This is a genomic window from Micromonospora sp. IBHARD004 (assembly GCF_052814115.1).
The window spans coordinates 2,333,454-2,360,446 of sequence record NZ_CP199934.1; the positions used below are offsets into that span (position 1 = coordinate 2,333,454).

Genomic DNA, 26,993 nt, shown 5'->3' on the forward strand with positions numbered 1-26,993 from the left:
CCTTTCGTCGTACGTCAGGCCGGTCCGTCGCCCAGCAGCAGCCGGTCGAAGTGGTGCTGGACCACCGACCAGTCCCAGGAGCCCAGCGCGTAGGCGGCGGCCTGGCGGCCGGTGGCGCGCCAGGCCTGCTCGGTCTCCGTGGTGGCGAGGATCCGCTCCACGGCCTCCTCCGGGCTACCGATGACCCAGCCCTGCGGGTAGAGGGTCCGGGCGCTGTTCGGCCGTCCGGCGAAGAACGGCCAGTCGCGCACCACCGGGACGGCGCCGCTGGCGGCGCCCTCCATGAGGCCACAGTGGCACCCCTCGCGCACCGACGAGCTGATGATGACGCCGATGTCGCTCAGCATCTTCGGCACGTCGTCGGTCGCCCCGAGCCGCCGGACGGCACCGGTCGCCTCCAGCTCCCCGACGTCGCGGTTGAACGCCTCCAGGTACTCCCGGCTGGCGACGCTGACGTCCGGGCTCATGTCGCCGCCGACAAGGAGCATCCGGTAGCGGTCGTCGCGCTCGCGCAGCAGCCGGAGCACCTGGATCGCCCACCGTGGGTCCTTGGCGACCTGGCTGATCCCGACCATGCCGAGCTGGAACCGGGCCTCCGGCGACTTGTCGATCTGGAAGCCACGCAGGTCCATCGCGTTGTCGAGGACGTGCATCCGGGGGGCACCCGGGCCCTGGAGGTACGGGACCAGGCTGGTGGTCAGGTCCTTGATGTGCTCGGCCACGAAGATGAGGTCGTCGATCCGGGAGAAGTCCACCATGTGGGGCCACCGGGAAAGCGCCTCGTAGCTGTGCAGCCGGACCATGATCCGGGTGGTGCCCGGGTCGATCATGGTGAACAGCGCGGCCGGGGCGACGCACCAGTCCACGAAGACCGTGTCCGCCCAGTCCAGGTACCCGCGTACCCGGTCCTCGACCTTCTCACCGTACGGCGTGTCGTCGGCGGAGAGCCGGTGCTGAAGCATCGGCTTGGCAGCCCAGGTCACGCTCTTCAGGGACGAGTTCGCCGCTAGGTCCAGGAAGCGGACCTCGACGCCCGGATGCGCGTCGTAGTGCGACCGGATCAACTTGAGGAAGTTGTCGTTCGCGCTGGTGGCGATCAGCAGGCGCAGCGGGCGCCCGGTGGGGGGCGGCGCGGCCGGCTGCCGGCGGCCGCGCGGGGTCGCAACGGTGGTCGCGGCGAGCGACCGCCGGAACGGCGCGATGAAGCCCTCCGGGTCGTCGGCCAGCGGCGAGCTGAGCTGGTCGATGTGCAGGACCCGGTCGAACGCGAGCGTCATGGCCCGGTTGAGCAGGTCGGCCGCGGCGGCGTTCTCGTCGGCGCGGTGTCGCTGGTCGGCGACCGAGAGCAGTGTCTTGACCGCACCGTCGAGGTCCCGAGGCGGCATGCCGGCCTTCAGCTCGCGGCTCGCCGCCTCGCCGAGCATCCGGGCGCGGGCGGCGGGCTTGCGCAGCTTGCTCGCCGTCGCGGCGAGGACCAGCGCCTCGCCCTCGGGGCGGTCGGCCCACGCCATCCCCTTGGCCACCTGCTGGGCGACCTTGGTCCGCAACGAGTCGGGGACCTTCGGCGCCCGGACCGCGGTCAACCAGAGCTGGGTGCCCACCTTGCTGCGCATGACCGGCCGGGCCGTGACGGCGTTGACCGCTGCCCGAGGCGCGGCGTTGATCAACCGGCTCACGCCCTGCCGGACCACGGTCGACGACGGGATGCCGTTCGTCAGCCGCTGCAGTGAGGTCGGGCCGGGACGGCCCTGCCGCTCGCCCAGCGCCTGCACCGCCGCCTGGACGCCGTAGCGGGCGTCGGCCATGCGGTTGCGCTGAGCCAGCCGCCACACCGTGTAGATGGCATGCGCGTCCAGCGCCACCAGCACGTCCGCGCCGTGGGCCCGCTCCCGGGCCCAGGGCTCCCGCCGGATCCGCGCCCAGACCCGCTCGCCCGGCACCGCTCGCGCCGCCGCCCGGGTGGGGGTGGCCTTCGCGATGTCCTCGGGCAGGGCGCAGAGGCCGTCCAGCGTGAGGTCGGCAGGGATGTCGTCGGGGTTGACGGCGCCGACCAGATACACCCGGGCGCCCGCGTCCCGCAGCCGCTGCACGGCAGTGGTCAGGATCCCCGGCTGCGGCGGTACGCCCGCCACCAGCAACACGTCGCTCATGCCCGCACCCCGCCCGCTCGCTCCGTATCGCTCATCGGCACGCCGTCGCTGGACGGATGCACCACGGCGCCGTTGACCGGCAGGTCGTGCGACGCGCCGAGCGCGTGTTCCGCCAGCTGCTCCACTGCCCTCTGCATCAGGCTCTCCCGGGTGAAGGGGTCCGCGTGAGCGCGTACCCCGGCCCGCTCAGCGTCGGTGGCCTCGACGGCCATCCGGGCGGCCTGCCGGAAGCTGCTCACGAGCTGCAGCTCATCAAGGCCGCACGCGCCGGTCCAGAGCGGGTGGCCGGTCAGCACGCGGGATGCGTCGTGGTCGACCTCGTGCACCGACACGATCGGCAGCCCGGTGGCCATGTACTCGTAGACCTTGCCGGAAGTGACGTAGCGGCCGCCGATCAGGATCAGCACGAGCGCGTCCCAGCCGGCGTACGTGTCGGAGACCTCCGCCTTGCGGACCGGGCCGCCGAAGGAGACCCCGTCGACCTCGGCCTCGCGGATCAGCTCGGTGAGGCCGTTGGCCTCCCGGTTGGCACCGGCGCCGACGTGGCCACGGATGTCGAACCTGGCGTTGCGGAGCAGTGGCTCCTGCGCCCGCGCCTCCCGCCACGCGTTGAGCACGACCTTCAGCTGGTGGGTGGAATAGTTGACGGTGCCGAGGTAGCCGAAGGTGAGGCCGACCTCGGGGTCGGGCTGGCGCGGCCGGATCGCCGGCACGCTGTCCTTGTCGTACCCGTTGCGCACGACGTGCACCCGGTCCGCCACGTGGGGGTACCGGGCCCGGTAATGGTCGGCGATCGGGTCGTTGACCACCCAGAGCGACTGGCAGTGGTCGAGGATCCGCCGCTCCCAGACGCCAGCCTCTGAGTCCGGGGTGAACGCCTCTCCGCCGTTGACCACGTCGATGGACCAGCCGTCGCGGAAGTCGACCGCGTACGGCACGCCGTGGGTCTCCCACAGCTTCCACGCGGCGGCCAGGTTCACGTACGGCACGCAACTGGCCAGCAGAAGGTCGGCCGGGTGCTGGCGGTGGATGTCGAGCACCGCCTGCTCCAGGGTCCCCCGCCAGGCGCCGAAGACCGGCTCGGGGAAGACCTTCTTCTCCCGCTTGCGCAGGCTGGTCAGCCACTTGGCGGGGCGCAGCGCCCGTTCCTCGCTGAACGTGCGGATGTCGGTCTCGAGATCCTCGCGCGCGAGCGGCAGCTCCACGACCGTGATCTCGGGATCCACCTGCTCCAGCAGGGTGTAGTCGAGCCCGGAGTCCCGCTCCCATGAGGCCGCGGCGATCGTCACGACGGTGACGTCCCAGCCGAGCCGGCGGAACTGGTTAGCGGTCTCCCGCATCCGGTACGCGCAGCTCTTGGCCGCGGGTGGGAAACCGATGGCGAGGTAGATGAGGTGCGGACGGGCATGGCCGTCCTGCCGCCCGAGCTCCGCGTCAGCGGAGGGCCGGCCCGTTGGGGAGGATGTCAACACGTCGCGGGAAATTATCATGGTCGGGTGAACACCCTGGGTCTCTCGGTTTGCGGGCAGGTTCACTTCGCCGCCAGCGTCTCGACGACCCGCTGCGCCGCCTGACCATCGCCGTACGGCCTGCCCTGGGCGGCGTTGGGCGCCGGGCGGGTGGCGATGTCGATCCAGTGCGACCGGGTGTAGGCGGACGGATCCGGCACGAGGTGGTTCCACCCGTCCACGAGGGTCTCGATCCACTCGGTCTCCGGCCGGAGCGTGGTGCACGGCCGGGCCAGGAGGTACGCCTCTTTCTGCAGCCCGCCGGAGTCGGTGACCACGCCGGCGGAACCGAGCACGGCGGCGACCATGCCGGCGTACGGCAGCGGGCGGCCGACGTGCACCGCGCCCCGGTCGAGCTTCAGCCCGTGCTCCGCGGCCTTGGCCACCAGCCGCGGGTGCGCCAGCAGCGCCACCGGCACGGGCAGGTCGGCGAGCCCGTCGATGAGGGTGGCCAGCCGCTCGGGCGAGTCGGTGTTCTCCGCCCGGTGCAGGGTGGCCAGCAGGTACGGCTCGTCCGCCGTGATGCCGTCCGGAAGCGCGGGGGCTGGGTGGCTGCCCGCCAGCACGGCGTCCCGGATCCCAAGGCAGACGTCGACCATCACGTCACCGACCAGCGCCGAGCGGGCGCCGAGGCCCTCGGCCGCGAGGTGCCGCATGGCCTCCTCGGTGGGCGCGAGGAGCAGGTCGGCGGCGTGGTCGGTGAGGATCCGGTTGTGCTCCTCGGGCATCATCCGGTTGAAGGACCGCAGACCCGCCTCCAGGTGGGCGACCGGCAGGTGCAACTTCACCGCCGACACGGCGCCCGCCAGCGTCGAGTTGGTGTCGCCGTAGACCAGGACCCAGTCCGGCTTCTCCGCCATGAAGACCGGGTCGAGCGCGGCGAGGGCCTTGCCCGTCTGCACGCCGTGCGAGCCCGACCCGATGCCGAGGTGGATGTCGGGGTCGGGGATGCCGAGCCCGGAGAAGAACACGTCCGACAGATCGGCGTCGTAGTGCTGGCCGGTGTGCACGATCATGTGCTCATGCTCGGTACGGGCGAATGCGGCGGCGATGGGGGCCAGCTTGATCAGCTGAGGACGGGCCCCGACGACGCTGATGACCTTCACCTGGTTGGCTCCTCGGAGTGATTTCTCGCGAAGGGCAGCCGCGCGTCGGCGGGCTCTGTCCCTTGAGTCAGACGAATTCTGCCTCAGCAGGACGTGTCCGCCAAATTCCCGCTCGGAACCGACCGGCATCAGACGGGACGACAGCCCCATCTCGCCCGCGCCGCGCGGTGGTCGCTCGTCCGACCCTGGTGTTCGTTTCCACACTGCCGCGGGCGCCGTTCATCATCCCTTGACCGGATCGCCCCGTCGGCTACCCTGAGCGGCCATCCTACGTGCCGTACACTCGCGGAGGTTCCGTCCGGGGCCGTACCGCAGGAACACGACGGCGAGGGGACATTCCCGCTGCCGGCACGTCCGCGGCAGCCCGGGCGGTCGCGCCCGTGACCGGCGGCGGACCCGCCGCCACCGGCGGGCACGGCGATCGGGGAAGGATCGGATGAGAACGCCGGACGTCAGCGTCATCGTCGCCGTCTACAACACCATGCCCTATCTCACCACCTGTCTCACCTCGCTGGTCGAGCAGACCATCGGTCGGGACCAGCTCGAGATCGTGGCGGTGGACGACGGATCGACCGACGGCAGCGGCGCGGAGCTGGACCGCTTCGCAGAGCGGTACCCCGGCGTGTTCACGGTTGTGCACCAGGCAAACTCGGGCGGCCCCGCGGCCCCCTGCAACCGGGCGCTGGAGCGGGCGACCGGGCGGTACGTCTTCTTCATCGGCTCCGACGACCACCTCGGCCCGGAGGCGCTGGAGCGCCTGGTCGTCGCCGCCGACCGGTGGGGCTCCGACGTGGTGCTCGGCCGGATGGTCGGCGCCAACAAGCGCTACGTCCACCAGGCGATCTACGCCAGCACCGAGGAGCAGGTGGACCTCTTCGACAGCGCGCTGCCCTGGTCGCTGTCGAACACCAAGCTGTTCCGCCGGGACCTGATCGAACGGCACGGCCTGCGGTTCCGCGAGGACATGCGGATGGGCAGCGACCAGCCCTTCACCCTCGAGGCCATCTTCCGGGCCGCGAAGATCTCCGTCCTCGCCGACTACGAGTACTACTACGCGGTCAAGCGGGACAACGCGCAGAACATCACCTACGCCAGCCGGTTCGAGGAGCGGCTGCGCTGCGCCGAGGAGCTGGTCGGCTTCGTCGCCGGGCTGATCGAGCCGGGCCACCGCCGCGACGCGATCCTGCTGCGCCACTTCACCTGGGAGGTGGCGAAGCTGCTGCGGCCCGAGCTCCTCGACCTGGACCCGGAGGTCCAGCAGCAGGTCCACGACCGGATCCGCAAGCTCGCCGAGGCGTACCTGACCGAGGGGATCGTCGCGGCGATGGCCTCCGACATCCGGCTGCGGATGGTCCTCGCCCGCGACGCCGACCTGGACCGGCTGCGCGAGCTGATCCGCCAGCAGGCCGACACGGTGCCGCCCGAGGTGACCATCGCCGACGACCGCTGGTACGCCCACTACGTCGGCTTCCGCGACCCCGAGCTGGGCTACCCGGACGACTGGTACGACATCACCGCCGGGGCCGCCAAGCTGATGGCGAAGCTCACCGCCACCGGGTTGACCTGGGGTCGGGACGCCGCCGGCGCCCGCGCCCTGGTGATCACCGCGCAGAGCCGCCGGGCGGAGCTGACCGAGCTCGCCGCGGACGCGGTGAGGGTCAGTGTGGGCGAGTTGACGGGTGTCAGTTCGGTCGCCCGCGGCGGTCCCGGTACCGTCGTACGGACGGACTTCGCGGTGGACCAGCTGCTCGCGGTCGTCGCGCCGAACGGCGAACGCCGGGTGGTGCGGGCCGAGGTGACCGCGCTCGGCGGGACCGCGTCCGCACCGCTCCGGACGGACCGCCGCGTCGCGGCGCCGCGCCGGGTGGCCCGCCACGGCGTCCGGCTCCACCTCGTCACGCCCACCACGAACCACAAGGGCCAGGTGATCGTCGCGATCACTCCGGTGACCCCCCGTCGGTTCATTGCCCGTCTCCGCCGAATGTGGCCCTCAGGAGGAAAGTAGTTCCATGAACATCTGCGTCGTCGCGCTGGGAAAGATCGGTCTGCCGCTCGCCGTGCAGTTCGCCTCGAAGGGGCACCGGGTGATCGGTGCCGACGTCTCCGAGCGGGTGGTGCGGCTGGTCAACGACGGGGCCGTGCCGTTCCCGGGTGAGACCGACCTCGACGTCAAGCTGAAGGAGGCGGTGGCCGCCGGGCTCCTCTCGGCCACCACCGACACCGCCGCCGCGGTCGCCGAGTCCGAGGCGGTCGTCGTGGTCGTCCCGCTCTTCGTGGACGCCGACGGGGTGCCGGACTTCGGCTGGATGGACGACGCCACCCGGGCCATCGCCGCCGGCCTCAAGCCGGGCACCCTGGTCAGCTACGAGACCACCCTGCCGGTCGGCACCACCCGCGAGCGCTGGGCGCCGATGCTCCAGGAGGGCTCCGGCCTCACCGCCGGCAAGGACTTCCACCTGGTCTTCAGCCCGGAGCGGGTGCTCACCGGCCGGGTCTTCGCCGACCTGCGCCGCTACCCGAAGCTGGTCGGCGGCATCGACGAGGCGTCGGCCGAGCACGGCGTGCGCTTCTACGAGGCGGTGCTGGACTTCGACGAGCGGGCCGACCTGAACCGCCCGAACGGCGTCTGGGACCTCGGCTCGGCGGAGGCGTCCGAGCTGGCCAAGCTCGCGGAGACCACCTACCGGGACGTCAACATCGGCCTGGCGAACCAGTTCGCCCGGTTCGCCGACACGGTGGGCGTCGACGTCACCAAGGTGATCGAGGCCTGCAACACCCAGCCGTACAGCCACATCCACTCGCCGGGCATCGCGGTCGGCGGGCACTGCATCCCGATCTACCCGCGGATGTACCTGTGGAACGACCCGGCCGCCACGGTCGTGCGCTCGGCCCGCGAGGCCAACGCCGCCATGCCGCAGTACGCGGTCGACCTGCTCGCCGCCGCCTACGGCGACCTGACCGACGTCGGGGTGCTGGTGCTCGGCGCCGCCTACCGGGGTGGCGTCAAGGAGACGGCCTTCTCCGGCGTCTTCCCGACCGTCGAGGCGCTGCGCGCCCGGGGCGCCAAGCCGTACGTCTCCGACCCGATGTACACCAACGAGGAGCTGGTCGCGCACGGCCTGCCGGGCTACGACGGCGAGCCGCTCGGCGCGGCCGTGATCCAGGCCGACCACGCCGAGTACCGCACCCTCGCCCCGGCCGACCTGCCGGGCGTGACGGTGCTGGTCGACGGCCGCCGGGTCACCGACCCGGCCCGCTGGACCGGCGTCCGCCGGGTGGTCATCGGCGGCTGACCCGCCCGCCCGCCACCGGGCCCCGGCCGCGACGGCCGGGGCCCGCTGCGTTGCGCGGCCCGCCGGACACCGACGGTGAGCAGTGCGGTCGGCCGTTCACCCGCCCGACACCCCGGCAATGCTTGTGTTACTTGGCCCGTTTAAGGTCGCAGCTGCCCGGTATCGGACCTCATCGACACCGGTGGGCAGACAGGGAGCGTTCTTTGTTCAGCAGAGTACGAAGCCAGCAGGGCATCGCCATCGTCGGCGCGGTGCTGCTGGCGTACGGGATCATGGTCCTGGCCGGCGTCTTCGGCTGGGTGGTCCCGTTCGCGGTCGCCGGTCTGGTCGCCATCGCCGGTGAATTCGTCCTCGCCACCCGGTTCGCCGAGACCGGCGAACTGCTGGAGAAGGGCGGGCTCGGGCCGGTCTGGCGGCAGCTCACCCGGGACCTGTCGGTCGTCCTGCTGACCGTCAGCGCGGTCCGCCCGGGTGTCGACGCCACCGTCGTCGTCATGCTGCTGCCCGCCGTGCTCTGGGCCCTCGCCGTCGGCACCGGCGCCTTCGCGGTGCTGGGCGAGCGGCGGGCCGCCGCGCCGGCCCTCACCCGCAACATCGACCTCGGCGGGTCGCGCCGGGTGCCGGCCCCGCCGGCCTGGGCGCGCCGGATCGAGGGCGACCGGCTGCCGTTGCTCAACGTGCTGCTCGTGCCGGCGGCCGTGGTGGCAGCGCTGGCCGACCGGGTGACCCCGGTGGTGGTGACCGGGCTGGTCACCCTCGCCGTCGGCGTGGTGACGGCGGCGGTGCTGGCGCTGAACTGGCTGCGCGGCCGGGGCCGGACGCCGGGAGTGCTGCCGGCGCTGCACGCCTGGCTGGCCCGCGAGCGGCCCGAGGTGGCGCTCTACTTCGCCGGCCCGGCGAAGGACGTCTACCAGGCCAACATGTGGCTCGCCCCGATCGAGGCGGCCGGGCACCGCGCGGTCGTGCTGCTGCGCACCGAGGACGCGTTCCGCGAGCTGGCCGACACCCGGCTGCCGGTGGTCTGCGTACCGGCCGGCGTCGACTTCATGAACCTCGACCTGAGCACCATCCGGACCGCCCTGTACGCGGCGAACGTCGGCGCCAACATCCACATGCTCCGCGAGCCGGGCATGAAGCACGTCTTCGTCGGGCACGGCGACAGCGACAAGCAGGCCAGCGTCAACCCCTACAGCAAGGTGTACGACGAGGTCTGGGTGGCCGGCCCGGCCGGCCGGGAGCGCTACGCCCGGGCCGGGGTGGGCGTGCTGGACCGCGACATCGTGGAGATCGGCCGGCCGCAGCTCGCCGGGGTGCACACCTTCGGCTCGGCCGAGGCCGACCCCACCTTCACCGTCCTCTACGCCCCCACCTGGGAGGGCTGGCTGGACGACGACCCGTACCACACCTCGCTGGTGCTGATGGGGGAGCGGATCGTCACCGGGCTGCTCGCCGCCGGCGGCGTGCGGGTGATCTACAAGCCGCACCCGCTGACCGGCACCCGGTCGAAGAAGGCCGGCGCGGTCCACGACCGGATCGTCGCCCGGATCCGGGCCGCCGGCGGGGACACCGACGCCACCTCGCTGGACGGCACCGCGCACCTGGTGGTCACCGGCCGCACCCCGGCCCTGTTCGACTGCTTCAACGCCACCGACCTGCTGATCAGCGACGTCTCCAGCGTGGTCTCCGACTTCGTGCAGAGCGAGCGGCCGTACGTGGTGGCCAACCCGGCCGACCTGCCCGAGGACGAGTTCCGCCGGACGTTCCCCACCGCCCGGGCGGCGTACCTGCTCTCGCCCGACTGCGGCGAGCTGGAGAAGATCCTCGCCGTCACCCGGGCCGGGGACGACCCGATGACCGAGGCGCGGCGGGAGCTGAAGGAGTACCTGCTCGGACCCGCCGGGGTGAACCCGATGGACCGGTTCCGGGCGGAGATCGACCGCCTCTGCGGCTGACCCCGCGTACGCGGACACAGGGGGCGACGGCCGACGGCCGTCGCCCCCTGTCGCGTGCTCAGCCCCGCTGCGGCGGGTTGTCGACGTCCCGGGAGATGACCTCGCCCCGCTCGTCGACCCAGCCCTTCGGCCGCGCCGGGTTGCCGGCCACCAGTTGGTACGGCTGGACGTCCTTCGTCACCACCGAGCCGGCGGCGATCATCGCGAACTCGCCGACCTCGATCCCGCAGACCAGGGTGGCGTTGGCGCCGATCGAGGCGCCCCGCCGGACCAGCGTCGGAGTGATCTTCCAGTCCGGGTTCTGGGCGCGCGGGCGGAAGTCGTTGGTGAAGACCGCGCACGGGCCGACGAAGACCTCGTCCTCGATGGTCACGCCCTGGTAGACGGAGACGTTGTTCTGGATCTTCACCAGGTCGCCGACCGTGACGCCGGCGTCGACGTACACGTTGCGCCCGATGACGCAGCCGGCGCCGACCTGCGCGGTCGAGCGGATGTGGGCCAGGTGCCAGACCTTGGTGCCGTCGCCGACCTTGGCGCCCACCTCCACGTCGGCCGACGGGTGGACGAAGACAGCGGACCGGTCGTTGGTGTCAGTCATCCTTCAACTCGCATCGTCGCAGGGCGCGTCGTCGCGCCGTCGGTGCCGCGTCGGGACCGCGCCGGATGACCGCCGCGGCCCGCGCGGGCCAGGACCGCCCGGCCGCCCCGGGCTCTCGGTGCCGAGGCCGGGGCACGGGCTCGGCGTAGCATAACGAGCCCGTCAGCCGAGCAACGCCGCCACCGCGTCGGCGGCCGGTGTGTCCGCCGGCAACGCCTCCGCCGCCACCACCGCGTCCACCGGCAGCACGCCGTAGAGGTGCGGGAAGAGCGCTCCGCCCCGGGACGGCTCCCAGCGCAGCGCGTCGCCGAGCCGGTCCGGGTCGACGGTGAGCAGCGTCAGCCCGGTGACCCCGGCGAACACCCGGCGGGCGGTCTCCACCACCTGGTCCGCCCCGGAGAGGTGGACGTACCCGTCCTGCTGGTCCATCGCGGTGCCGCTGAAGTGCCCCGCGGCACGGGCCTGGTCCCACTCGTCGGTCGACAGAATCTTGTAGATCACCACCGCAGCCTAGGGCGGGCGCGCCGGCCGGTTCACCGGTACCGCCCCGACCGGACCCGCCCAGCCGGCATGCTCGGATGCGACAGGTGCGGAGGGATGGCGATGGCGAGCTACGACGAGGACTGGACCGACGGTCAGCGGGCCGTCTACGACGAGTGCCACCAGGCCGGCACCGAGTGGGCCGGCGACCCGGCCACCCCCAGCGATGACGTCCAGCACGTGATCAACCTGGCGGAGGCGGACGACGACACCCTCGGCGAGTCGGAGACCGACTATCCGCCGCTGGTCGACGCCGTCACCCAGGCCACCGGGGCGAACGTGACCAGCGTGCCCGTCAGCCACCATGATCCCGGGTTCCGGGGTTTCGTCGACGGGGTCCGGGACGCCAGCGCCGACGAGGTCTTCGGGCTCTGACCCGGCGCACGGACCGCGGCCGGCCGCCCGGGCCCGGCGCCGGCTACGGCGACGCCGTCCAGATGACGAGCAGGTACGCCCCGTAGTACCCGGAGAGCAGCACGAGCAGGGCGACGATCGTCACCTGCGTCCGTCGGCGCGCTTTGCCCAGCGCCATGGCCACCGGGAGCAGCAGCGTGAACGCCGGCACCAGGTAGCGGCCCTTGGCATAGAAGTAGCCCGAGGTGCCGACCGTGACGAGCCAGAAGGTCAGCGAGTAGACCACCACCGGCAGCGGGTAGCGGTGCAGGGCGAGCAGCACGATCAGCACGGCCGCGACGGCCATCACCAGGGCCGACATGTAGAACGCCAGCCGCGACGGCTCGGTCAGCACCTGCTCCAGGGTCCGCAGCGTGTAGACGCCCCCGTCGAACCCGATCCGCCAGGTCTCCTTCTGCATCTGGAAGTAGCCGTCGAGCCGGCCCAGCCGGTGGCCGATCCAGGCCAGGTACCCCAGGTAGCCGAGCGGGGAGAGCGCCGCCGCCGCCCACGGCCGCCAGCCGTCCCGCCGCCGGACGATCGCCACCAGAGCGGTCAGGCCGACCGCCGCGACCAGCGCGGTCGCCGTCGGCCGGGTGAGGCCCGCGAGCAGGCAGAGCAGGCCGGCGGTCAGCCAGCGGCGGCGGAGCAGGGCGTACAGCGTCCAGGCGACCAGCGCGGCGAACAGGGTCTCGGTGTACGCCATGCTCTCCACCACGGCGTGCGGCAGCACCGCCCAGAGAGCCACCAGCGCCACGCCGGTCCGGGGGGAGCCGAAGTGCTGCCCCACCGCGTAGATGCCCCAGGCCGCCACCAGGCCGGCGGTCCAGGAGACGAGCAGGGCGCAGACCGCAGTCGAGAGGGGGGTGAGCGCAGCGACGGCGGCGATCAGCCCTGGGTACAGCGGGAAGAACGGGAGGTTCGGGATCCGCTCGCTGCCGTCCGGGCGGTAGTTGACCAGCCCGTGGTCGTAACCCTCGTCGGCGATCTGTCGGTACCAGGAGGCGTCGTACCGGGTGTGCAGCAGCTCCCAGAAGTCGGCCCCGGCCCGGTGCGCGAACGCCCAGAGGATGAGCAGCCCGACGACCCGGAGCAGGACGTACAGCGCCAGCGCGAGGCCCACCGGGTGGAGCCGCCGCCGGACCCGCGTTGCCTCCGCCGTACCGTCCGCGGTCGAGCCCGCCGGCGCCTCGGGCGTGGCCTGGTCGGGCGTCACGTCGTCCCGCTGTCGGGGGTCGATCGGGTCGTCCAGGTCGCCCCGGGCGTCGGCGGCGGGCTCGTGGGGTGCGGCGGGGATTGCTGACACAGCGCATGACCTTAACCCATCGGTACCGCCCCTGCCGCCCACCGTGGGGCCGGGCCTCCCGTCCCGGCGGCACTTCTGCCACCATTCGTGGGCAGCACGTCGAGGGATGGGGGCACGGGTGCGGATCCTCCTGGTCGAGGACGACCGTCGGGTGGCCGCCGCCCTGTCGTCCGCGCTCACCCGGCGCGGTTACGAGGTGGAACACGCGGCCACCGTCGCCGCCGCGCTGTCGGCCGCCCCCTGCGACCTGGTGCTGCTCGACCTGACCCTGCCCGACGGCGACGGCACCGACCTGTGCCGGGAGCTGCGCCGACGCAGCAGCACGCTCGGCATCATCGCGGTGACCGCCCGCGGCGAGGAACGCGACCGGGTGCTCGGCCTGCGGCTCGGCGCCGACGACTACGTGGTCAAGCCGTTCTCGATGGTGGAGCTGCAGGCCCGGATCGAGGCGGTGCTGCGCCGGGCGGCCCACACCGCGCCGGAGCGGAACCTGATCGAGGTCGGCGCGATCCGCATCGACGTGGGCGGGCGGACGGTGAGCGTGGCCGGCCGACCGGTAGCCCTCACCCGCAAGGAGTTCGACATCCTGGTCTCCCTCGCCCGGCAGCCCGGGGTGGCCGTTCCCCGGGACCGGATCCTGCTGGACGTCTGGGGCACCACCTGGGCCGACCGGCACACCGTGGAGGTGCACGTCGGCTCGCTGCGCGGCAAGCTCGGCGACCCGACCCTGGTGGAGACGGTCCGTGGGGTCGGCTACCGGCTCCGCGGCGAGTGAGGAGGCCCGGTGCGTCGTCGGCTGGTGATCAGCTACCTGCTGCTGATGGTGCTGGTGCTCCTGGCGCTGGAGACGCCGCTGGCGGCCACCCTGGCCAGCCGCGAGACCGACCGGGTCCGCGCGGACCGGCTCGCCGACGCCACCCGCTTCGCCTCGCTGGCCGGTCCGGCGCTGCGCGGCGGCGGACCCGGCCCGCTCGACGGTGAGCTGGGCGCCTACGACGAGCTGTACGGCATCGGCGCGGCCGTGGTCGACCGGGACGGCCGCACGCTGGTCGCCTCCACGAGCTGGCGACCCGGCCACGGCACCGCGTCGGCGCTCGACACCGCGCTCTCCGGGCAGCAGTCCAGCGGGCCCGAGTCCGTGTGGCCCTGGGCGGACGGGCCGGTGGTGGTGGCGGTGCCGATCAACGACGGCGGCGAGGTGCTGGGGGCGGTGGTGACCGCCACCCCGGTCGACCGGGTCCGACGTACCGTCACCTCCTGGTGGCTGCTGCTCGCCGGGATGGGCCTGCTCGCGGTGCTGGCCTGCGTCTCCACCGCGTTCGGGCTGGCCGGCTGGGTGCTGCGCCCGGTCACCGAGCTGGACGCGGTGACCCACGAGATCGCCGAGGGCGACCGGGGCGCCAGGGTGCGCCCGCGCCTGGGCCCGCCGGAGCTGCGCCGGCTGGCGGCGAGCTTCAACAACATGGCCGACGCGGTCTCCGACGTGATGGACCGGCAGCGTGCCTTCGTCGCGCACGCCAGCCACCAGCTGCGCAACCCGCTGACCGCGCTGCGGCTGCGGGTGGAGGAGCTCGGGCCGAGCCTCACCGACCCGGACGGCCGCGCCGAGCACCGCCTGGCGCTGGAGGAGACCGACCGGCTGGCCCGGGTGCTCGACGCGCTGCTCACCCTGGCCCGGGCGGAACGCGAGGAGAACCAGCGGGTCACCGTGGACGCCGCCGAGCTGGCCGCCTCCCGGGTGACCGCCTGGCAGCCGCTGGCCCGGCACCGGTCGGTCGCCCTCCGGCTGGTCACCGTCGACGCCCCCGCGTACGCCCGGACCGTCCCCACCGCCATCGACCAGGCGCTCGACGCGTTGATCGACAACGCGGTGAAGTTCAGCGGCGCCGGGGGAGAGGTGACGGTGACCGTCCGCCCGGCCGACGGGGGCACCGCGCTGGAGGTGCGGGACACCGGCCCGGGCATGACCACGAGCCAGCTCGACCAGGCCACCGAGCGGTTCTGGCGGGCCCCGGACGTGCAGAACGTCGACGGCGCCGGGCTGGGGCTGACCATCGCCGCGGTGCTGGTGGACGCCTCGGACGGCCGGCTCACCATGCGCCAGGGGGAGCCCCGGGGGCTGGTCGCGGAGCTGTGGTTCCCGGCGCCGGACGAGGTCGGCGTCGACGAGGTGGGCGCGGCCGGGGCCGGGTCCGTCGAGCCGGTCGGCTCCGACGCCGATTAGGGCTTGCTCGACCGGTACCAGTCGGCGGCGCCCGGATGCAGCGGCAGCGGGGTGGTGACGATCGCCGAGCGGGGGCTCATCCGGCCGGCCGCCGGGTGGGCGGCGGCCAGCTCCGCCCGGCGCTCCATCAGCAGCCGGGTCACCTCGCGGACCAGCGCCTCGGGCAGGTCGGCGCGGACGATCAGGTAGTTCGGGTTCGCCACCGTGCTGACCGGCGGCACCCCGTACACCGACCGGGGGACGTCCCGGGTCACGTAGACCTGCCCGTACCCGCGGCGCAGCGGCTCGGCCCACTCGCCCAGGTCGACGATCCGGACGGCGGTGGTCGCGGCCAGCTCCGCGACGCCGCGTACCGGCAGGCCGCCGGAGAAGAAGAAGGCGTCGATCCGGCCGGCGCGCAGCGCGGCGATCGAGTCGTCCAGGCCCAGGTGCTCCTGGCGGACCTCGTCGCCGCCGAGCCGGGCCACGTCCAGCAGCCGGGTGGCGGTGACCTCGGTGCCGGAGCCCTCCGCGCCCACCGAGACCCGCCGCCCGCGCAGGTCGGTCAGCGTCCGCACCGGCGCGCCGGCGGTGGTGACCAGGTGCAGCAGGTCGTCGTAGACCCGGGCCACGGCGAGCACGCCGGGCTGCTCCGGCGGCGCGGTCGGCAGCACGTCGGCCTGGCTGAAGCCCAGTTCGGCCTGGCCGGACCCGACCAGCCGGACGTTCTGCGCGGAGGCGGCGGTGACCAGCACGCTGGCCCGCACCCCGGGCAGCTCCCGGTTGAGCACGGCCGCCAGCGACTGCCCGAAGGCGTGGTAGACCGCGGTCGGGCTGCCCGTGGCGATCCGGATCCGCACCGGCTCGGCGCGCTCGTCCCGGCACCCGCCGACCCCGGCCAGCGCGGTCACCAGCATCAGCACCATCAGCGGCGCGGCGGCCCGGCGCGGACCGCGGACAGACCAGCTACGGCTCACGGGCTGCACTGTGCGCCGTGCACGCCGCCGCGCGCAAGCCCGGCCGGGTCAGCAGGCGGGGCCGAGGGTGACGCTGTCCAGGATCCGGTCCCGGTGCGGGCCGTGCGCGACGCTCACCACGAAGCAGCCGGCGCCCGGCCGGAGCAGCGCCGGGACGTCCAGCAGGGCGGCGCCGCGGACCAGCACCGCCGCCAGCTCCCGGTCGGTCAGCCGGACCCCGAGGATGTGCCGGCGGACGTGCCGGCCGCCGGCCAGCAGCGCCGAGCGCCAGGCGGCGGCGGCCAGCCGGGGACGCCACACCCGCCGGGCGGTGGACGCGCCGGGCACCGGCCCGCCGAGCAGTTCGCGGCGGCCCTGCCGCCAGCCGGCCTCCAGCAGCGTCGCGTACGCCGACCGGTGCTCCCGGGGCACGTACAGCCGGTGCAGTTCGTACCGGCGGCGCAGGCCGCCGGTGGTCAGCTCGTGCTCCACCGGCACGTCGAGCCGGCCGAGCAGCTGCCGCATCCGGTGCGCCGCGTCCTCCCGGTTGAACTCGGCGACGCCGCCCCGGTACGTCACGACGGCCGGCCGGCGGCCGTCGGTGGCCGGCGGCGGGGTGCAGCGGACCAGGCAGGCGACCTCGAACGCGTCGGCCAGGGTCAGCCAGTCCAGTGGTGGCGGTGTCGACGGCAGGCGGGGCCGGTCGAGCAGGGTGCTGGGTTCGAGGGCCATCGGACCGCTCCTTGTCGGCGTCGGGTCCCCTAACCGTGGCCCGGTCGCCGGTGCGGCGAAACCGGTCCGCGCCAGCCTTGAGCAAAACTTGCGGCTACAGCTCCGTCACCACCACGTCGAGCTGGCGCGGGCGGCCGGCCGCGACGGGCTGCTCCTCGACCGTGTACTTGAGGTCCCGTAGCGCGCCGACCAGGCTGTCGGCGGTCCGCGGCCGGACCCCGGCGGTGAGCAGGTCCCGGACCAGGCGACCCTTCGTCGCCTTGTTGAAGTGGCTGACCACCGCGCGGGTCGGCACCCCGTCGACCGTCCGCTCGTGCAGCACCCGGACGGTCACCGTCCGGTCGGCCAGCTCGCCCCGCGGGGCCCAGGTCGCCGCGTACGCCCCGGAACGCAGGTCCAGCACCGGACCCGCCCCGGCGGCCGCCGCCGTCGCCGGGCCCAGCGCCCGCCGCCAGTACGCCGACAACGCGCCGACCCCGGGCAGCCGCGCCCCGATCGGGCACCGGTACGGCGGGATCCGGTCGGTGAGCCGGACGGCGCCCCACAGGCCGGAGCTGATCAGCACCGACCGGCGGGCGGCCCGCTCCGCCGCGGGCGGCAGCGTGGCCAGGTCGAGCGCCTCGTAGAGCACCCCGGTGTAGATCCGGCCGGCCGGCGCGGTGGCCGCCTCCCGCAGCCGGGCGTTGCGGCGCAGCTCGCCGCGCTGCCCCTCGCTGAGGCCGAGCGCCGCCCGGGCCGCCGCCTCGTCCGGGCCGGCGCAGAGCGCCACCAGGGCGGTCAGCACCTCCTGCCGGGCTCCGGTGAGCTCCGGCAGGGAGAGCCGGGACGGGTCGAGCCGCCGGCCGGTGCCGGCGTCGGCCTTCCCCTCCGAGGGCGGCAGCAGGATCAGCACGCGGTCAGCGTACGGCCCGGGCTCAGCGCCACGGCCGCACGGCCGCCTCCGGGTGGTACACGCGATACCCGCCGACCTCGGTGACGACGGCGGCGTCGGCCCGGTCGCCGAGCAGCCGACGCAGCCCCCGCTCCGCCGACGACCCCACCGCCAGCACGTACCCCGGCCGGTCCGCCCGGCCCACCCGCTTCCAGTACGCCGGGTAGCGGTTCTGCCCCGGGGTCAGGTTGCCGTCGAGGACCCCGCAGACCACCGCCTCGCCGGTGTTGAAGATCAGTCGGTTGCAGGTCCAGTAGTCGCCGTACACCTCGCGCAGGCCGGCCCCGCGCACCGCGTCGGCCAGCTCGCGGGCCTGCCGCTCCTCCGCGCGCAGCGAGCCGGCGTCGGCGACGAACCGCCCGGTGGCCGCCACGGCGGTGCCGGTGAGTACGACCAGCGCCATCGTTGCCACCGCGCCGCCGAGCCGGCGGGCCGCCGCCGCCCCGTCCCGTCCGGGCCGGCCCGCCGTTCCGGCCGCGCCCCGCCGGACCCGGGTCGCCGCCAGCCAGAGCGGCCAGAGCACCGCCGGCAGGGAGATCTGCAGCACCGACAGGTAGCGGGAGTTGGCCAGCGGGTCGGTCGCGGCGAGCGGGCTGCGGACGTACGCGAGCAGGGTCAACCCGGCGCCGGCGACCAGGGCGAGCTGCGCGACCGCCCGGACCCGGTCGGCCCGGTGGCCGGCCCGCCGGTACGCGACCACGGCGAGTAGCGCGGCGGCCACCAGCAGCACCGGGTAGAGCAGCCCGAACCACTGCTGCCAGCGGGCGCAGCCGTCCATCGGGCAGAGCCCGGAGGCCAGCGGCACCCCCTCCAGCAGCCCGCCGCGCAGCCGGTCCGACCAGGGCGGCGCCGGCCCGGCCTTGGTGCTGATCTCGCGGAACACCGACAGCGAGTCCTGCCCGTCCGGGGCGACCAGGTTGTCCTTGACCATCGGCGACACCCCGAGCAGGAACCCGGCCACCAGCAGCACCCCCGGCCAGCCCACCAGGTCGCGGGGCGCGGCCCAGACCAGCAGCAGCCCGGCCGCCGCCAGGTACGGCACGATCAGCCAGTCCGACCAGAGCGCCGCCCCGGCGAGCAGCCCGAACAGGCCGGTGGCCAGCCAGCGGTGCCGGACCCGGCGCTCGGCGAGGGCCACCGTGATCAGCAGCATCGCCACCACCGCCGGCTTCACCTCGGGCCGGCCGCCGACCGCGGTGAGCTGGTCCCGGACCACCCGCTCCGAGCCGAGCGCCAGCAGGCCGACGACCAGGACGGCGAACCACGGGGAGCAGAGCCGGCGGGTGAGGCGGTACATCAGCCAGAGGAAGAGCACGTAGAGCGCCAGTAGCGGCAGCCGCAGCACCGGCCAGCTCGGCCCGGCCAGCCCGATCAGGGGCGCCGCCAGGTAGGACTCCAGCACCCCCATGTAGCGCTGGCCGTAGAGGAAGACCGGCCGCTCCCGGCCGGCGGCGATGTGCATCGCGGCCAGGCCGAACGTCGCCTCGTCGCTGTTCGAGGCGGGCAGCGTGAGCAGGGTCAGCACCAGCCGGTAGCCGACCCCGGCCAGCCCGAGCAGCAGCGCGACGAGCGCCGGCCGGTCGAACGCCGGGCGCCACCGCCCCGGGTCCTGCACTGGTGTCGACACGACCAACGCCCCCGTCGTCGTCCCGACCGCAGTTTGTCACGGTGGCGACCGGCGGCGAGGTGGATCGGCGGAGTCCACCCGGGCCGCTCGCGTGGCCGCTCTCGCCCGGGTGTGGCAGGGTTGCAGCGTGCCACCCACACCCGCTGGCCAACTGGCCGTACCGAACCTGCACCGGGCCGCGCGGATCGAGGACGCCGTGCACAACCTGGTGGAACGCCGGCTGCGGCGCACCGGGTGGAAGGTCAACATCATCGCGTACGCCGGCTACGGCGGCCCCGGCTGGGCGCGAGTGCTCTGCCGGGTGCTGCTCGGCCGGCCGGACACCCGCCAGCAGGGCCGGCTGGAGAAGGTACGCGGCTGGCGCAGCTTCGCCACCCTGCCCGCCAAGCACGCCACCATCACCATCGAGGCCGGCGGCGTACGGCACGAGGCGACCGCCGACCGCAGCGGCTTCGTCGACACCGTCATCGAGGCCGACTTCGCCCCCGGCTGGGCCTCCGTACGCCTCAGCGTGGCCGACGCCGAGCCGGTCGAGGCGCTGGTCCGCATCCTCGACCCGGACGTGCGGTTCGGCATCCTCTCCGACATCGACGACACGGTCATGGTCACCGCGCTGCCCCGGCCGTTCCTCGCCGCGTGGAACACCTTCGTCCTCGACGAGCACGCCCGGGCCGCGGTGCCCGGCATGGCGGTGCTCTACGAGCGGCTGGTCACCGCGCACCCCGGCGCGCCGGTCTTCTACCTCTCCACCGGCGCCTGGAACGTCGCCCCGACGCTGACCCGGTTCCTCTCCCGGCACCTGTACCCGGCCGGACCGCTGCTGCTCACCGACTGGGGTCCGACGGCCGACCGCTGGTTCCGCAGCGGCCGGGAGCACAAACGGGCCACCCTGGCCCGGCTGGCCCGGGAGTTCCCGGACGTGCGCTGGCTGCTCATCGGCGACGACGGCCAGCACGACCAGGAGATCTACCGGGAGTTCGCCGCCGCCCACCCGGACAACGTCGCCGGGGTGGCGATCCGCCGGCTCTCACCCACCCAATCGGTGCTCGCCGGCAGCCTGCCCGCGCCCGCGGGCCTCCCGTCCTCCGGACCGGTCGGGCAGAAGTGGCTCTCCGCGCCGGACGGCGCCGGGCTGTGGAAGCTGTTGCGGGAGGCGGGTCTGGTCTGACGCGGGCCGGGTCCGACGCTCGACCCGGCCCGCGCCCGCGTCGTGTTCGGTGTCAGGACGTGGCGCCGAAGTCGGCGTTCTTGGTCTCGACCGTCCCGGCCGTCCGCCCCGGCGCCGTCTGGTAGGTCCAGTACAGGTTCGTGTGCGCGATGACCTGGTCCGGCGGCGGCGCCCCCCACGACGTCTTGTCCCCGGTCGTGTGGGCGTCGCTGACCAGGGTCGCGTCGTATCCCCTGGCGAACGCGCCGTGGAGCGTCGAGCGGATGCACGCGTCGGTCTCCGCGCCGACGACGACGAGCCGCCCGACGCCGAGGCCCGACAGCACCGTCTCGAGGGTGGTGTCCTCGAAGGAGTCGCCGTAGTTCTTCTCGACCAGCGGCTCGGCGTCGCCCGGAGTCAGCTCGGGGACGATCCGCCAGGCGTCGCTGCCCCTGGTGAGATGCTCGTCGGAGTGCTGGACCCAGACGACGGGGACCCGCTCCTGGCGCGCCCTCTCGACCAGGCCGGCGATGTTCGCGACGACGGTGTCGCGCTCGTGAGCCCCGTTGACGACGTCGTTCTGCACGTCGACCACGAGGAGTGCGGTGTTCGGCCGGTGCTCGAGTGTGGTCATGATCTCCCCCTACGCACGCTGAGTTCCTGCGACCACCGACGCTAGACCCACCCACCGACAGTGGACAGGAACGAGCTGAACCAACCGGCGGGCGCGTGCTGCCTTGAGACGTCGATCGCCCTCGCAGCGGGTGCCACCGTCCGGCCCTGGCGGCGAAGCCGGTCGACCGGCGGGGCAGCGCCCTGAACATGCGGGCCAGCGTCAGTGTCGGACCGGCGAACCTCCGGGTGGTCTGCGCCTTCGACGAGCGCATCCCGCCCGGAAGTTCTCCTAGGTCGACCGCCCCACCGTCACCAGCGTCCCCGCCGGATACACCTAGTTCGCGCCGGCGCCGACCAGGCCGCCGTCGGCGTTCATGCCGGCACCGGCGTCCATGCCAGCGCCCGCGTCAATGCCGCCGTTCTGCGCGCCGTCACCTGCCATGTCGCCCCGGCCGGTCAGGCTAGCGACGGGGGTGGATCGGGGACAAGACCCGTTACGACCGCTCGTCGCGGCGCAGCCAGAGCACGCCGAGCGGAGGCACCCGCATCGGCGCCGAGGCGACCATCCCGTGCCAGGGGACGTCCTGGGCGTGCACCGCGCCGAGGTTGCCCACCCCGGAGCCGCCGTAGTGGTGCGCGTCGGTGTTGATCACCTCGGTCCAGGTGCCGCCGGCGGGCAGGCCGACCCGGTACTCCTCCAGCGGCAGGGCGGAGAAGTTCGCCACGCAGACCAGGGTCGCGCCGTCCGGGGCGATCCGGATGAACGAGACGGCGTTGTTGGCGACGTCGTCCCCGGCGATCCAGCGGAACCCGGCCGGCTCGGTGTCCTGCGCCCAGAGCGCCGGGGTGGCCCGGTACGCGGCGTTGAGGTCGGCCACGAGGCGCTGCACGCCGGCCCGGGCCGGGTCGTGGGTGAGGTACCAGTCGAGGCCGCGTTCCTCGCTCCACTCCCGATCGTCGGCCAGCTCGCAGCCCATGAAGAGCAGCTGCTTGCCCGGGTGCGCCCACATGTACGCGAGGAGTGCCCGGACGTTGGCCAGCTTCTGCCAGGTGTCGCCGGGCATCTTGCCGACCAGCGAACCCTTGCCGTGCACCACCTCGTCGTGGCTGATCGGCAGCACGTAGTTCTCGCTCCAGGCGTACGCCAGGGAGAAGGTGAGCTGGTGGTGGTGATGCTGCCGGTAGATCGGGTCCTTCGAGGTGTAGAGCAGGGTGTCGTGCATCCAGCCCATGTTCCACTTGAAGCCGAAGCCCAGGCCGCCCTCGGCGGTCGGCCGGGTGACGCCCGGCCAGGCGGTGGACTCCTCGGCGACCATCACCACCCCGGCGTGGTGCTTGTAGACGGTGGCGTTGGCCTCCTGGAGGAAGGCGATGGCCTCCAGGTTCTCCCGGCCGCCGTACCGGTTGGGCACCCACTGCCCCTCCTGGCGGGAGTAGTCCAGGTAGAGCATCGAGGCGACCGCGTCGACCCGCAGCCCGTCGACGTGGAACTGGTCCAGCCAGTAGAGGGCGTTGGCGACGAGGAAGTTGCGCACCTCGCGGCGGCCGAAGTCGAAGACGTACGTGCCCCAGTCGGGGTGCTCGCCGCGGCGCGGGTCGGGGTGCTCGTAGAGCGGGGTGCCGTCGAACCGCGCCAGGGCCCACTCGTCCTTCGGGAAGTGCGCCGGCACCCAGTCCAGGATGACGCCGATGCCGGCCTGGTGCAGCCGGTCCACCAGGTGGCGGAAGTCGTCCGGGTCGCCGAAGCGGGAGGTGGGGGAGTAGTAGCCGGTGACCTGGTAACCCCACGAGCCGCCGAACGGGTGCTCCATCACCGGCAGGAACTCGACGTGGGTGAAGCCCAGCTCGGTGACGTACGCGGTGAGCTGCTCGGCCAGCTCCCGGTAGCCGAGGCCGGGCCGCCAGGAGCCGAGGTGCACCTCGTACACGCTCATCGGCTCCTGGTGCGGCTGCCGCTTCGCCCGCCGCTCCAGCCAGGCCGCGTCGTGCCACTGGTACGTCGAGTGGTGCACCACCGAGGCGGTGGCCGGCGGCACCTCCGCGTACGCCGCCAGGGGGTCGGCCTTGTCCCGCCAGTGCCCGTCGGCGCCGAGGATCCGGTACTTGTACCGGGCGCCCGCGAGCGCGCCGGGCACGAAGATCTCCCAGACGCCGCTGGCGCCGAGGGAACGCATCGGCCAGCCGTCGTCCGGCCCCCAGCCGGTGAAGTCGCCGACCACCCGCACGCCGCGCGCGTTCGGCGCCCAGACGGTGAACGCGACGCCCTCGTCGAAGACCCGCGCGCCGAGCGCCTCCCAGAGCCGCTCGTGCCGCCCCTCGCCGATCAGGTGCAGGTCCAGGTCGCCGAGGGTGGGCGGGTAGCGGTACGGGTCGTCGTGGGTGGTGCCGTCCACCTCGACCCGGTAGTCGAGCACCTCGCCCGGCACGGTCGTCTCGAAGACGCCGACGTCGTGCACCCGCTTCGTCGGGTGCCGTTCGTCGCCGACGAGGATCGCCACGTCGCCGGCGCCCCGGCGCATGGTGCGGATGGTGGTGCGCCCGTCGGCGGGGTGCGCGCCGAGGACGGCGTGCGGGTCGTGCGTCTCGCCGGCGATCAGCTGGTCCATCGTGCATCGTCCTTCTCAGCCGGTGCGGTCGGGGCGGTGCCGCCCGAGAGGTCGGCGGGTACGTCTTCGACGGTCAGCTCCGGCGCCGCCGGCACGGCCGGTTCCGGGCCGGCCGCGGTCGGGCGGCGGACCGTCAGCACGTGCGCGGGCTGCAGGTACGGGTCGAGCCGGACCGCGTTGCGCTGCCCCCAGTCGTAGCTGGTCCCGGTCAGCTCGTCGTGCACGGTGAACCGCTCGTGCCAGTCGAAGCCGAGTGCCGGCATGTCCAGCGTGGTGTTGCCCCACTGCACGGTGTGCGAGTCGAACGAGCAGACCACGATCACCGTGTTGCCGGTCTCCGGGTCGTGCTTGGACCAGCAGAGCAACGCCGGGTTGTCGATGTCGTGGAAGCGCAGGTTGCGCAGCTGGTGCAGGGCCGGGTTGTCGCGGCGGACCCGGTTGAGGGTGGCGATGAACGGCGCCAGGGAGCGGCCCTGCGCCTGCGCGCCCGCCCAGTCCCGGGGGCGCAGCTCGTACTTCTCGTTGTCCAGGTACTCCTCGGCGCCGGGGCGGGCGACGTGCTCGAAGAGCTCGTAGCCGGCGTACATGCCCCAGGAGGGGGAGAGCAGCGCGGCCAGCACCGCCCGGATCTTGAACATCGGCGGGCCGCCGTGCTGCAACGACTCGTGCAGGATGTCCGGCGTGTTCGGCCAGAAGTTCGGCCGCATGTAGTCGGCCGCGGCGATCAGCTCCTCGCAGTACGCCCGCATCTCCGCCGCCGACGTGCGCCAGGTGAAGTAGGTGTACGACTGGGTGAAGCCGATCTTGCCGAGCCCGTGCATGATCGCCGGCCGGGTGAACGCCTCGGCCAGGAACAGCACGTCCGGGTCGACCTGCTTCACCTCCCGGATCAGCCAGTGCCAGAAGTCGAACGGCTTGGTGTGCGGGTTGTCCACCCGGAAGATCCGGATGCCCTCGCCGACCCAGTGCAGCACCACCCGCAGCACCTCGGCCCGGATGCCCTCCGGGTCGTTGTCGAAGTTCAGCGGGTAGATGTCCTGGTACTTCTTCGGCGGGTTCTCCGCGTACGCGATGCTGCCGTCGGCCCGGGTGGTGAACCACTCCGGGTGCTCGGTCACCCAGGGATGGTCCGGGGCGCACTGCAACGCCAGGTCCATCGCCACCTCCAGGCCCTGCTCGGCGGCGGCGGCGATGAACTCGCGGAAGTCCGCCGGCGTACCCAGGTCGGGGTGGATGGCGTCGTGGCCGCCCTCGGCGGCGCCGATCGCCCACGGCGAGCCGACGTCGTCCGGCCCGGCGGTGAGCGAGTTGTTGCGGCCCTTGCGGTTGACCCGGCCGATCGGGTGGATCGGCGGTAGGTAGAGCACGTCGAAGCCCATCGCCGCGACGCCGGGCAGCCGGTCCGTCGCGGTGACGAAGGTACCCGACCGCGCCGGCTCGTCCACGGTGGCCGGGACGGCCCCCTCGGAGCGGGGGAAGAACTCGTACCAGGCGGAGAAGAGCGCCCGGGGGCGGTCCACCCAGAGCCGGTGCTCCTCGCCGGTGGTGACCAGCTCCCGCACCGGGTGGTCCCAGAGCAGGTCGGCCAGGTCGAGGGCGGGGGTGACCCGCCGGGGCAGCGGCAGCTTGGCGTCGCGCAGCGCCCTGGCCGCCGCGCGGACCCGGCCCCGGTCGGCGGCCGGTACGAGCTCGAGCGCCGCCTCCAGCACCCGGGCGCCCTCGGCCAGGTCGTTGGCCAGCTCGGCCGGGCCCTGACCGGCGGCGGTCTTCTTGGTGACCGCGTTCTGCCAGGTCAGGTACGGGTCCTGGAAGGCCTCGACGGTGAACACCCAGTCGCCGATCGCGTCCGGCCGGATGGTGGCGTGCCAGCGGTCCTGGCCGGGCTCACCGGGGCGCATCCGGGTGAAGGGGCGGGCCGCGCCGTCCGGGCCGAGCCAGACGACGTTGCAGCCGAGCGCGTCGTGCCCCTCACGGTAGGCCCGGGCCGACACCGGCACGATCTCCCCGACCACCGCCTTCGCGGGGTAGCGACCGCAGGAGACGACGGGGGAGACGTCTTCGATCGGGAACCGTCCAGTCACCCCGTCAACCTACTGCCCGAGATCGCTTCGCGCTCGGGTCAACCTGCCGCTCCCACCGACCGGTACACCTCCATCGTGCGGGCGGCGATCGCGTCCCAGGAGAAGTGCTCGACGGCCCGCCGGCGGCCGGCCCGGCCGAACTCGGCGGTCCGCGCCGGATCGGCCAGCAGCTCGTTGATCGCCGCGCCGAGGTCGGCCACGAAGCGCTCCGGGTCCAGCGGCCGGCCGCTGCCGTCGGTCGCCTGCTCGATGGGGACCAGCAGGCCCGTCTCGCCGTCGACGACCACCTCGGGGATGCCGCCGGTGGCGGTCGCCACCACCGCCGTCTCGCAGGCCATCGCCTCCAGGTTGACGATGCCCATCGGCTCGTAGACCGACGGGCAGACGAAGATCGTGGCGTGGGTGAGCACCTGGATCACCTCGTGCTTGGGCAGCATCTCGGCCACCCAGACCACCCCGGACCGGTTGGCCCGCAGCTCGGCGACCAGCCCCTCCACCTCGGCGGCGATCTCCGCGGTGTCGGGCGCGCCGGCGAGCAGCACCAGCTGGGTGTCGGCGGGCAGCTCGCGGGCCGCGCGCAGCAGGTACGGCAGGCCCTTCTGCCGGGTGATCCGCCCCACGTACACCACGCTCGGGCGGGCCGGGTCGATGCCGAGCCGGTCCACCACGTCGGTGTTGTGGTCCGGGGTGTACTGCCTGGTGTCGATGCCGTTGTAGACCACCCGGACCCGGTCCGGGTTCACGGCCGGGTACGCGGTCAGCACGTCCTGGCGCATCCCCTCGCTCACCGCGATCACCGCGTCGGCGCTCTCCACGGCGGTCCGCTCGCACCAGGAGGAGAGCGCGTAACCGCCGCCGAGCTGCTCGGCCTTCCACGGCCGCAGCGGCTCCAGGCTGTGCGCGGTGACCACGTGCGGCACCCCGTGCAGCAGCTTCGCGGTGTGCCCGGCCAGGTTGGCGTACCAGGTGTGGCTGTGCACCACGTCCGTGCCGGCGCAGCCGGCCGCCATCTCCAGGTCCACGCCCATGGTGCGCAGCGCGGCGTTCGCGCCGGTCAGGCCGGGCGGTTCGGCGTACGCGGTGACGCCCGGCTCGGTGCGCGGCACGCCGAAGCAGTGCACCCGGACGTCGGCGAGCCGGCGCAGCTCGCGGGCGAGGTACTCGACGTGCACCCCGGCGCCGCCGTACACCTCCGGCGGGTACTCGCGGGTGAGCAGGTCAACGCGCAGGCGAGCGGATTCCGTCATGC

General features: G+C 73.6%; 21 protein-coding genes. 7 read left to right on the forward strand and 14 right to left on the reverse strand.

Features of this window, described 5'->3' with window-relative positions; translation table 11 throughout:
* Positions 1-14 precede the first annotated feature (14 nt).
* The 3 genes from ACTWO6_RS11375 to wecB form a co-directional block, all read right to left on the reverse strand.
* Positions 15-2,150 carry a glycosyltransferase gene (locus tag ACTWO6_RS11375; protein WP_446219594.1) on the reverse strand — a complete coding sequence of 712 codons (2,136 nt, stop codon included), beginning with the start codon at positions 2,148-2,150 and terminating at the stop codon, positions 15-17.
* The gene (locus ACTWO6_RS11380) at positions 2,147-3,490 is read right to left on the reverse strand and encodes a glycosyltransferase (protein WP_446219595.1); all 1,344 of its coding nucleotides are present in this window, start codon (positions 3,488-3,490) and stop codon (positions 2,147-2,149) included. The genes ACTWO6_RS11375 and ACTWO6_RS11380 overlap by 4 nt, the downstream gene beginning before the upstream one ends.
* A 191-nt stretch (positions 3,491-3,681) precedes the next feature.
* Entirely contained in the window at positions 3,682-4,764 is a 1,083-nt protein-coding gene (gene wecB / locus ACTWO6_RS11385; protein WP_446219596.1) for a non-hydrolyzing UDP-N-acetylglucosamine 2-epimerase, read from the reverse strand.
* Between the two features lie 436 nt (positions 4,765-5,200).
* On the opposite strand from wecB, the gene ACTWO6_RS11390 reads away from it, so the two are divergent.
* The 3 genes from ACTWO6_RS11390 (at position 5,201) to ACTWO6_RS11400 (ending at position 10,009) form a co-directional block, all read left to right on the forward strand.
* Entirely contained in the window at positions 5,201-6,769 is a 1,569-nt protein-coding gene (locus tag ACTWO6_RS11390; RefSeq protein ID WP_446219597.1) for a glycosyltransferase family 2 protein, read from the forward strand.
* A gap of 4 nt (positions 6,770-6,773) precedes the next feature.
* A complete protein-coding gene (locus ACTWO6_RS11395; protein ID WP_446219598.1) occupies positions 6,774-8,057 on the forward strand; it encodes a nucleotide sugar dehydrogenase in 1,284 nt (427 codons plus the stop codon).
* Between the two features lie 203 nt (positions 8,058-8,260).
* The gene (locus ACTWO6_RS11400; protein WP_446219599.1) at positions 8,261-10,009 is read left to right on the forward strand and encodes a CDP-glycerol glycerophosphotransferase family protein; all 1,749 of its coding nucleotides are present in this window, start codon (positions 8,261-8,263) and stop codon (positions 10,007-10,009) included.
* 58 nt (positions 10,010-10,067) lie between these two features.
* On the opposite strand, the gene ACTWO6_RS11405 is transcribed toward ACTWO6_RS11400, so the two are convergent.
* Together ACTWO6_RS11405 and ACTWO6_RS11410 are read right to left on the reverse strand one after the other, a co-directional pair.
* Complete coding sequence (locus tag ACTWO6_RS11405) at positions 10,068-10,607, reverse strand: acyltransferase (protein WP_446219600.1); 540 nt, start codon at positions 10,605-10,607, stop codon at positions 10,068-10,070.
* 162 nt (positions 10,608-10,769) lie between these two features.
* On the reverse strand, positions 10,770-11,108 hold the full coding sequence (locus ACTWO6_RS11410; RefSeq protein WP_446219601.1) for a DUF952 domain-containing protein: 339 nt from the start codon (positions 11,106-11,108) through the stop codon (positions 10,770-10,772).
* A 96-nt stretch (positions 11,109-11,204) separates the two neighbouring features.
* Between ACTWO6_RS11410 and ACTWO6_RS11415 the strand changes: the two genes are divergently transcribed.
* Complete coding sequence (locus ACTWO6_RS11415; RefSeq protein WP_446219602.1) at positions 11,205-11,522, forward strand: hypothetical protein; 318 nt, start codon at positions 11,205-11,207, stop codon at positions 11,520-11,522.
* Positions 11,523-11,565: 43 nt separating this feature from the next.
* On the opposite strand, the gene ACTWO6_RS11420 is transcribed toward ACTWO6_RS11415, so the two are convergent.
* Positions 11,566-12,846, reverse strand: a complete 1,281-nt coding sequence (locus ACTWO6_RS11420) for a hypothetical protein (RefSeq protein ID WP_446219603.1) — start codon at positions 12,844-12,846, stop codon at positions 11,566-11,568.
* A gap of 106 nt (positions 12,847-12,952) precedes the next feature.
* Between ACTWO6_RS11420 and ACTWO6_RS11425 the strand changes: the two genes are divergently transcribed.
* A complete protein-coding gene (locus ACTWO6_RS11425) occupies positions 12,953-13,621 on the forward strand; it encodes a response regulator transcription factor (RefSeq protein WP_446219604.1) in 669 nt (222 codons plus the stop codon).
* 9 nt (positions 13,622-13,630) lie between these two features.
* Positions 13,631-15,070 (forward strand): sensor histidine kinase, encoded by a 1,440-nt coding sequence (locus tag ACTWO6_RS11430; RefSeq protein ID WP_446219605.1) that lies wholly within the window; start codon positions 13,631-13,633, stop codon positions 15,068-15,070.
* On the opposite strand, the gene ACTWO6_RS11435 is transcribed toward ACTWO6_RS11430, so the two are convergent.
* The 4 genes from ACTWO6_RS11435 to ACTWO6_RS11450 all read right to left on the reverse strand — a co-directional run bounded on the left by ACTWO6_RS11435 (position 15,067) and on the right by ACTWO6_RS11450 (position 19,295).
* Entirely contained in the window at positions 15,067-15,975 is a 909-nt protein-coding gene (locus ACTWO6_RS11435; protein ID WP_446220628.1) for a TAXI family TRAP transporter solute-binding subunit, read from the reverse strand. The genes ACTWO6_RS11430 and ACTWO6_RS11435 overlap by 4 nt on opposite strands.
* Positions 15,976-16,074: 99 nt before the next feature.
* A complete protein-coding gene (locus ACTWO6_RS11440; protein ID WP_446219606.1) occupies positions 16,075-16,737 on the reverse strand; it encodes a hypothetical protein in 663 nt (220 codons plus the stop codon).
* Positions 16,738-16,831: 94 nt separating this feature from the next.
* Complete coding sequence (yaaA, locus tag ACTWO6_RS11445) at positions 16,832-17,629, reverse strand: peroxide stress protein YaaA (RefSeq protein WP_446219607.1); 798 nt, start codon at positions 17,627-17,629, stop codon at positions 16,832-16,834.
* Between the two features lie 22 nt (positions 17,630-17,651).
* On the reverse strand, positions 17,652-19,295 hold the full coding sequence (locus ACTWO6_RS11450; RefSeq protein ID WP_446219608.1) for an ArnT family glycosyltransferase: 1,644 nt from the start codon (positions 19,293-19,295) through the stop codon (positions 17,652-17,654).
* Positions 19,296-19,422: 127 nt separating this feature from the next.
* Between ACTWO6_RS11450 and ACTWO6_RS11455 the strand changes: the two genes are divergently transcribed.
* The gene (locus ACTWO6_RS11455; protein WP_446219609.1) at positions 19,423-20,463 is read left to right on the forward strand and encodes an App1 family protein; all 1,041 of its coding nucleotides are present in this window, start codon (positions 19,423-19,425) and stop codon (positions 20,461-20,463) included.
* A gap of 52 nt (positions 20,464-20,515) precedes the next feature.
* Here ACTWO6_RS11455 and ACTWO6_RS11460 read toward each other — a convergent pair whose 3' ends face one another.
* The 4 genes from ACTWO6_RS11460 to glgA form a co-directional block, all read right to left on the reverse strand.
* Positions 20,516-21,076, reverse strand: a complete 561-nt coding sequence (locus tag ACTWO6_RS11460) for an isochorismatase family protein (protein WP_446219610.1) — start codon at positions 21,074-21,076, stop codon at positions 20,516-20,518.
* Between the two features lie 475 nt (positions 21,077-21,551).
* Positions 21,552-23,663, reverse strand: coding sequence for a 1,4-alpha-glucan branching protein GlgB (glgB, locus tag ACTWO6_RS11465; protein ID WP_446219611.1), 2,112 nt, complete (start codon positions 23,661-23,663; stop codon positions 21,552-21,554).
* Entirely contained in the window at positions 23,651-25,744 is a 2,094-nt protein-coding gene (locus ACTWO6_RS11470) for a maltotransferase domain-containing protein (RefSeq protein WP_446219612.1), read from the reverse strand. The genes glgB and ACTWO6_RS11470 overlap by 13 nt, the downstream gene beginning before the upstream one ends.
* A 38-nt stretch (positions 25,745-25,782) precedes the next feature.
* Positions 25,783-26,991, reverse strand: coding sequence for a glycogen synthase (gene glgA / locus ACTWO6_RS11475; protein WP_446219613.1), 1,209 nt, complete (start codon positions 26,989-26,991; stop codon positions 25,783-25,785).
* Between the last annotated feature and the right edge of the window lie 2 nt (positions 26,992-26,993).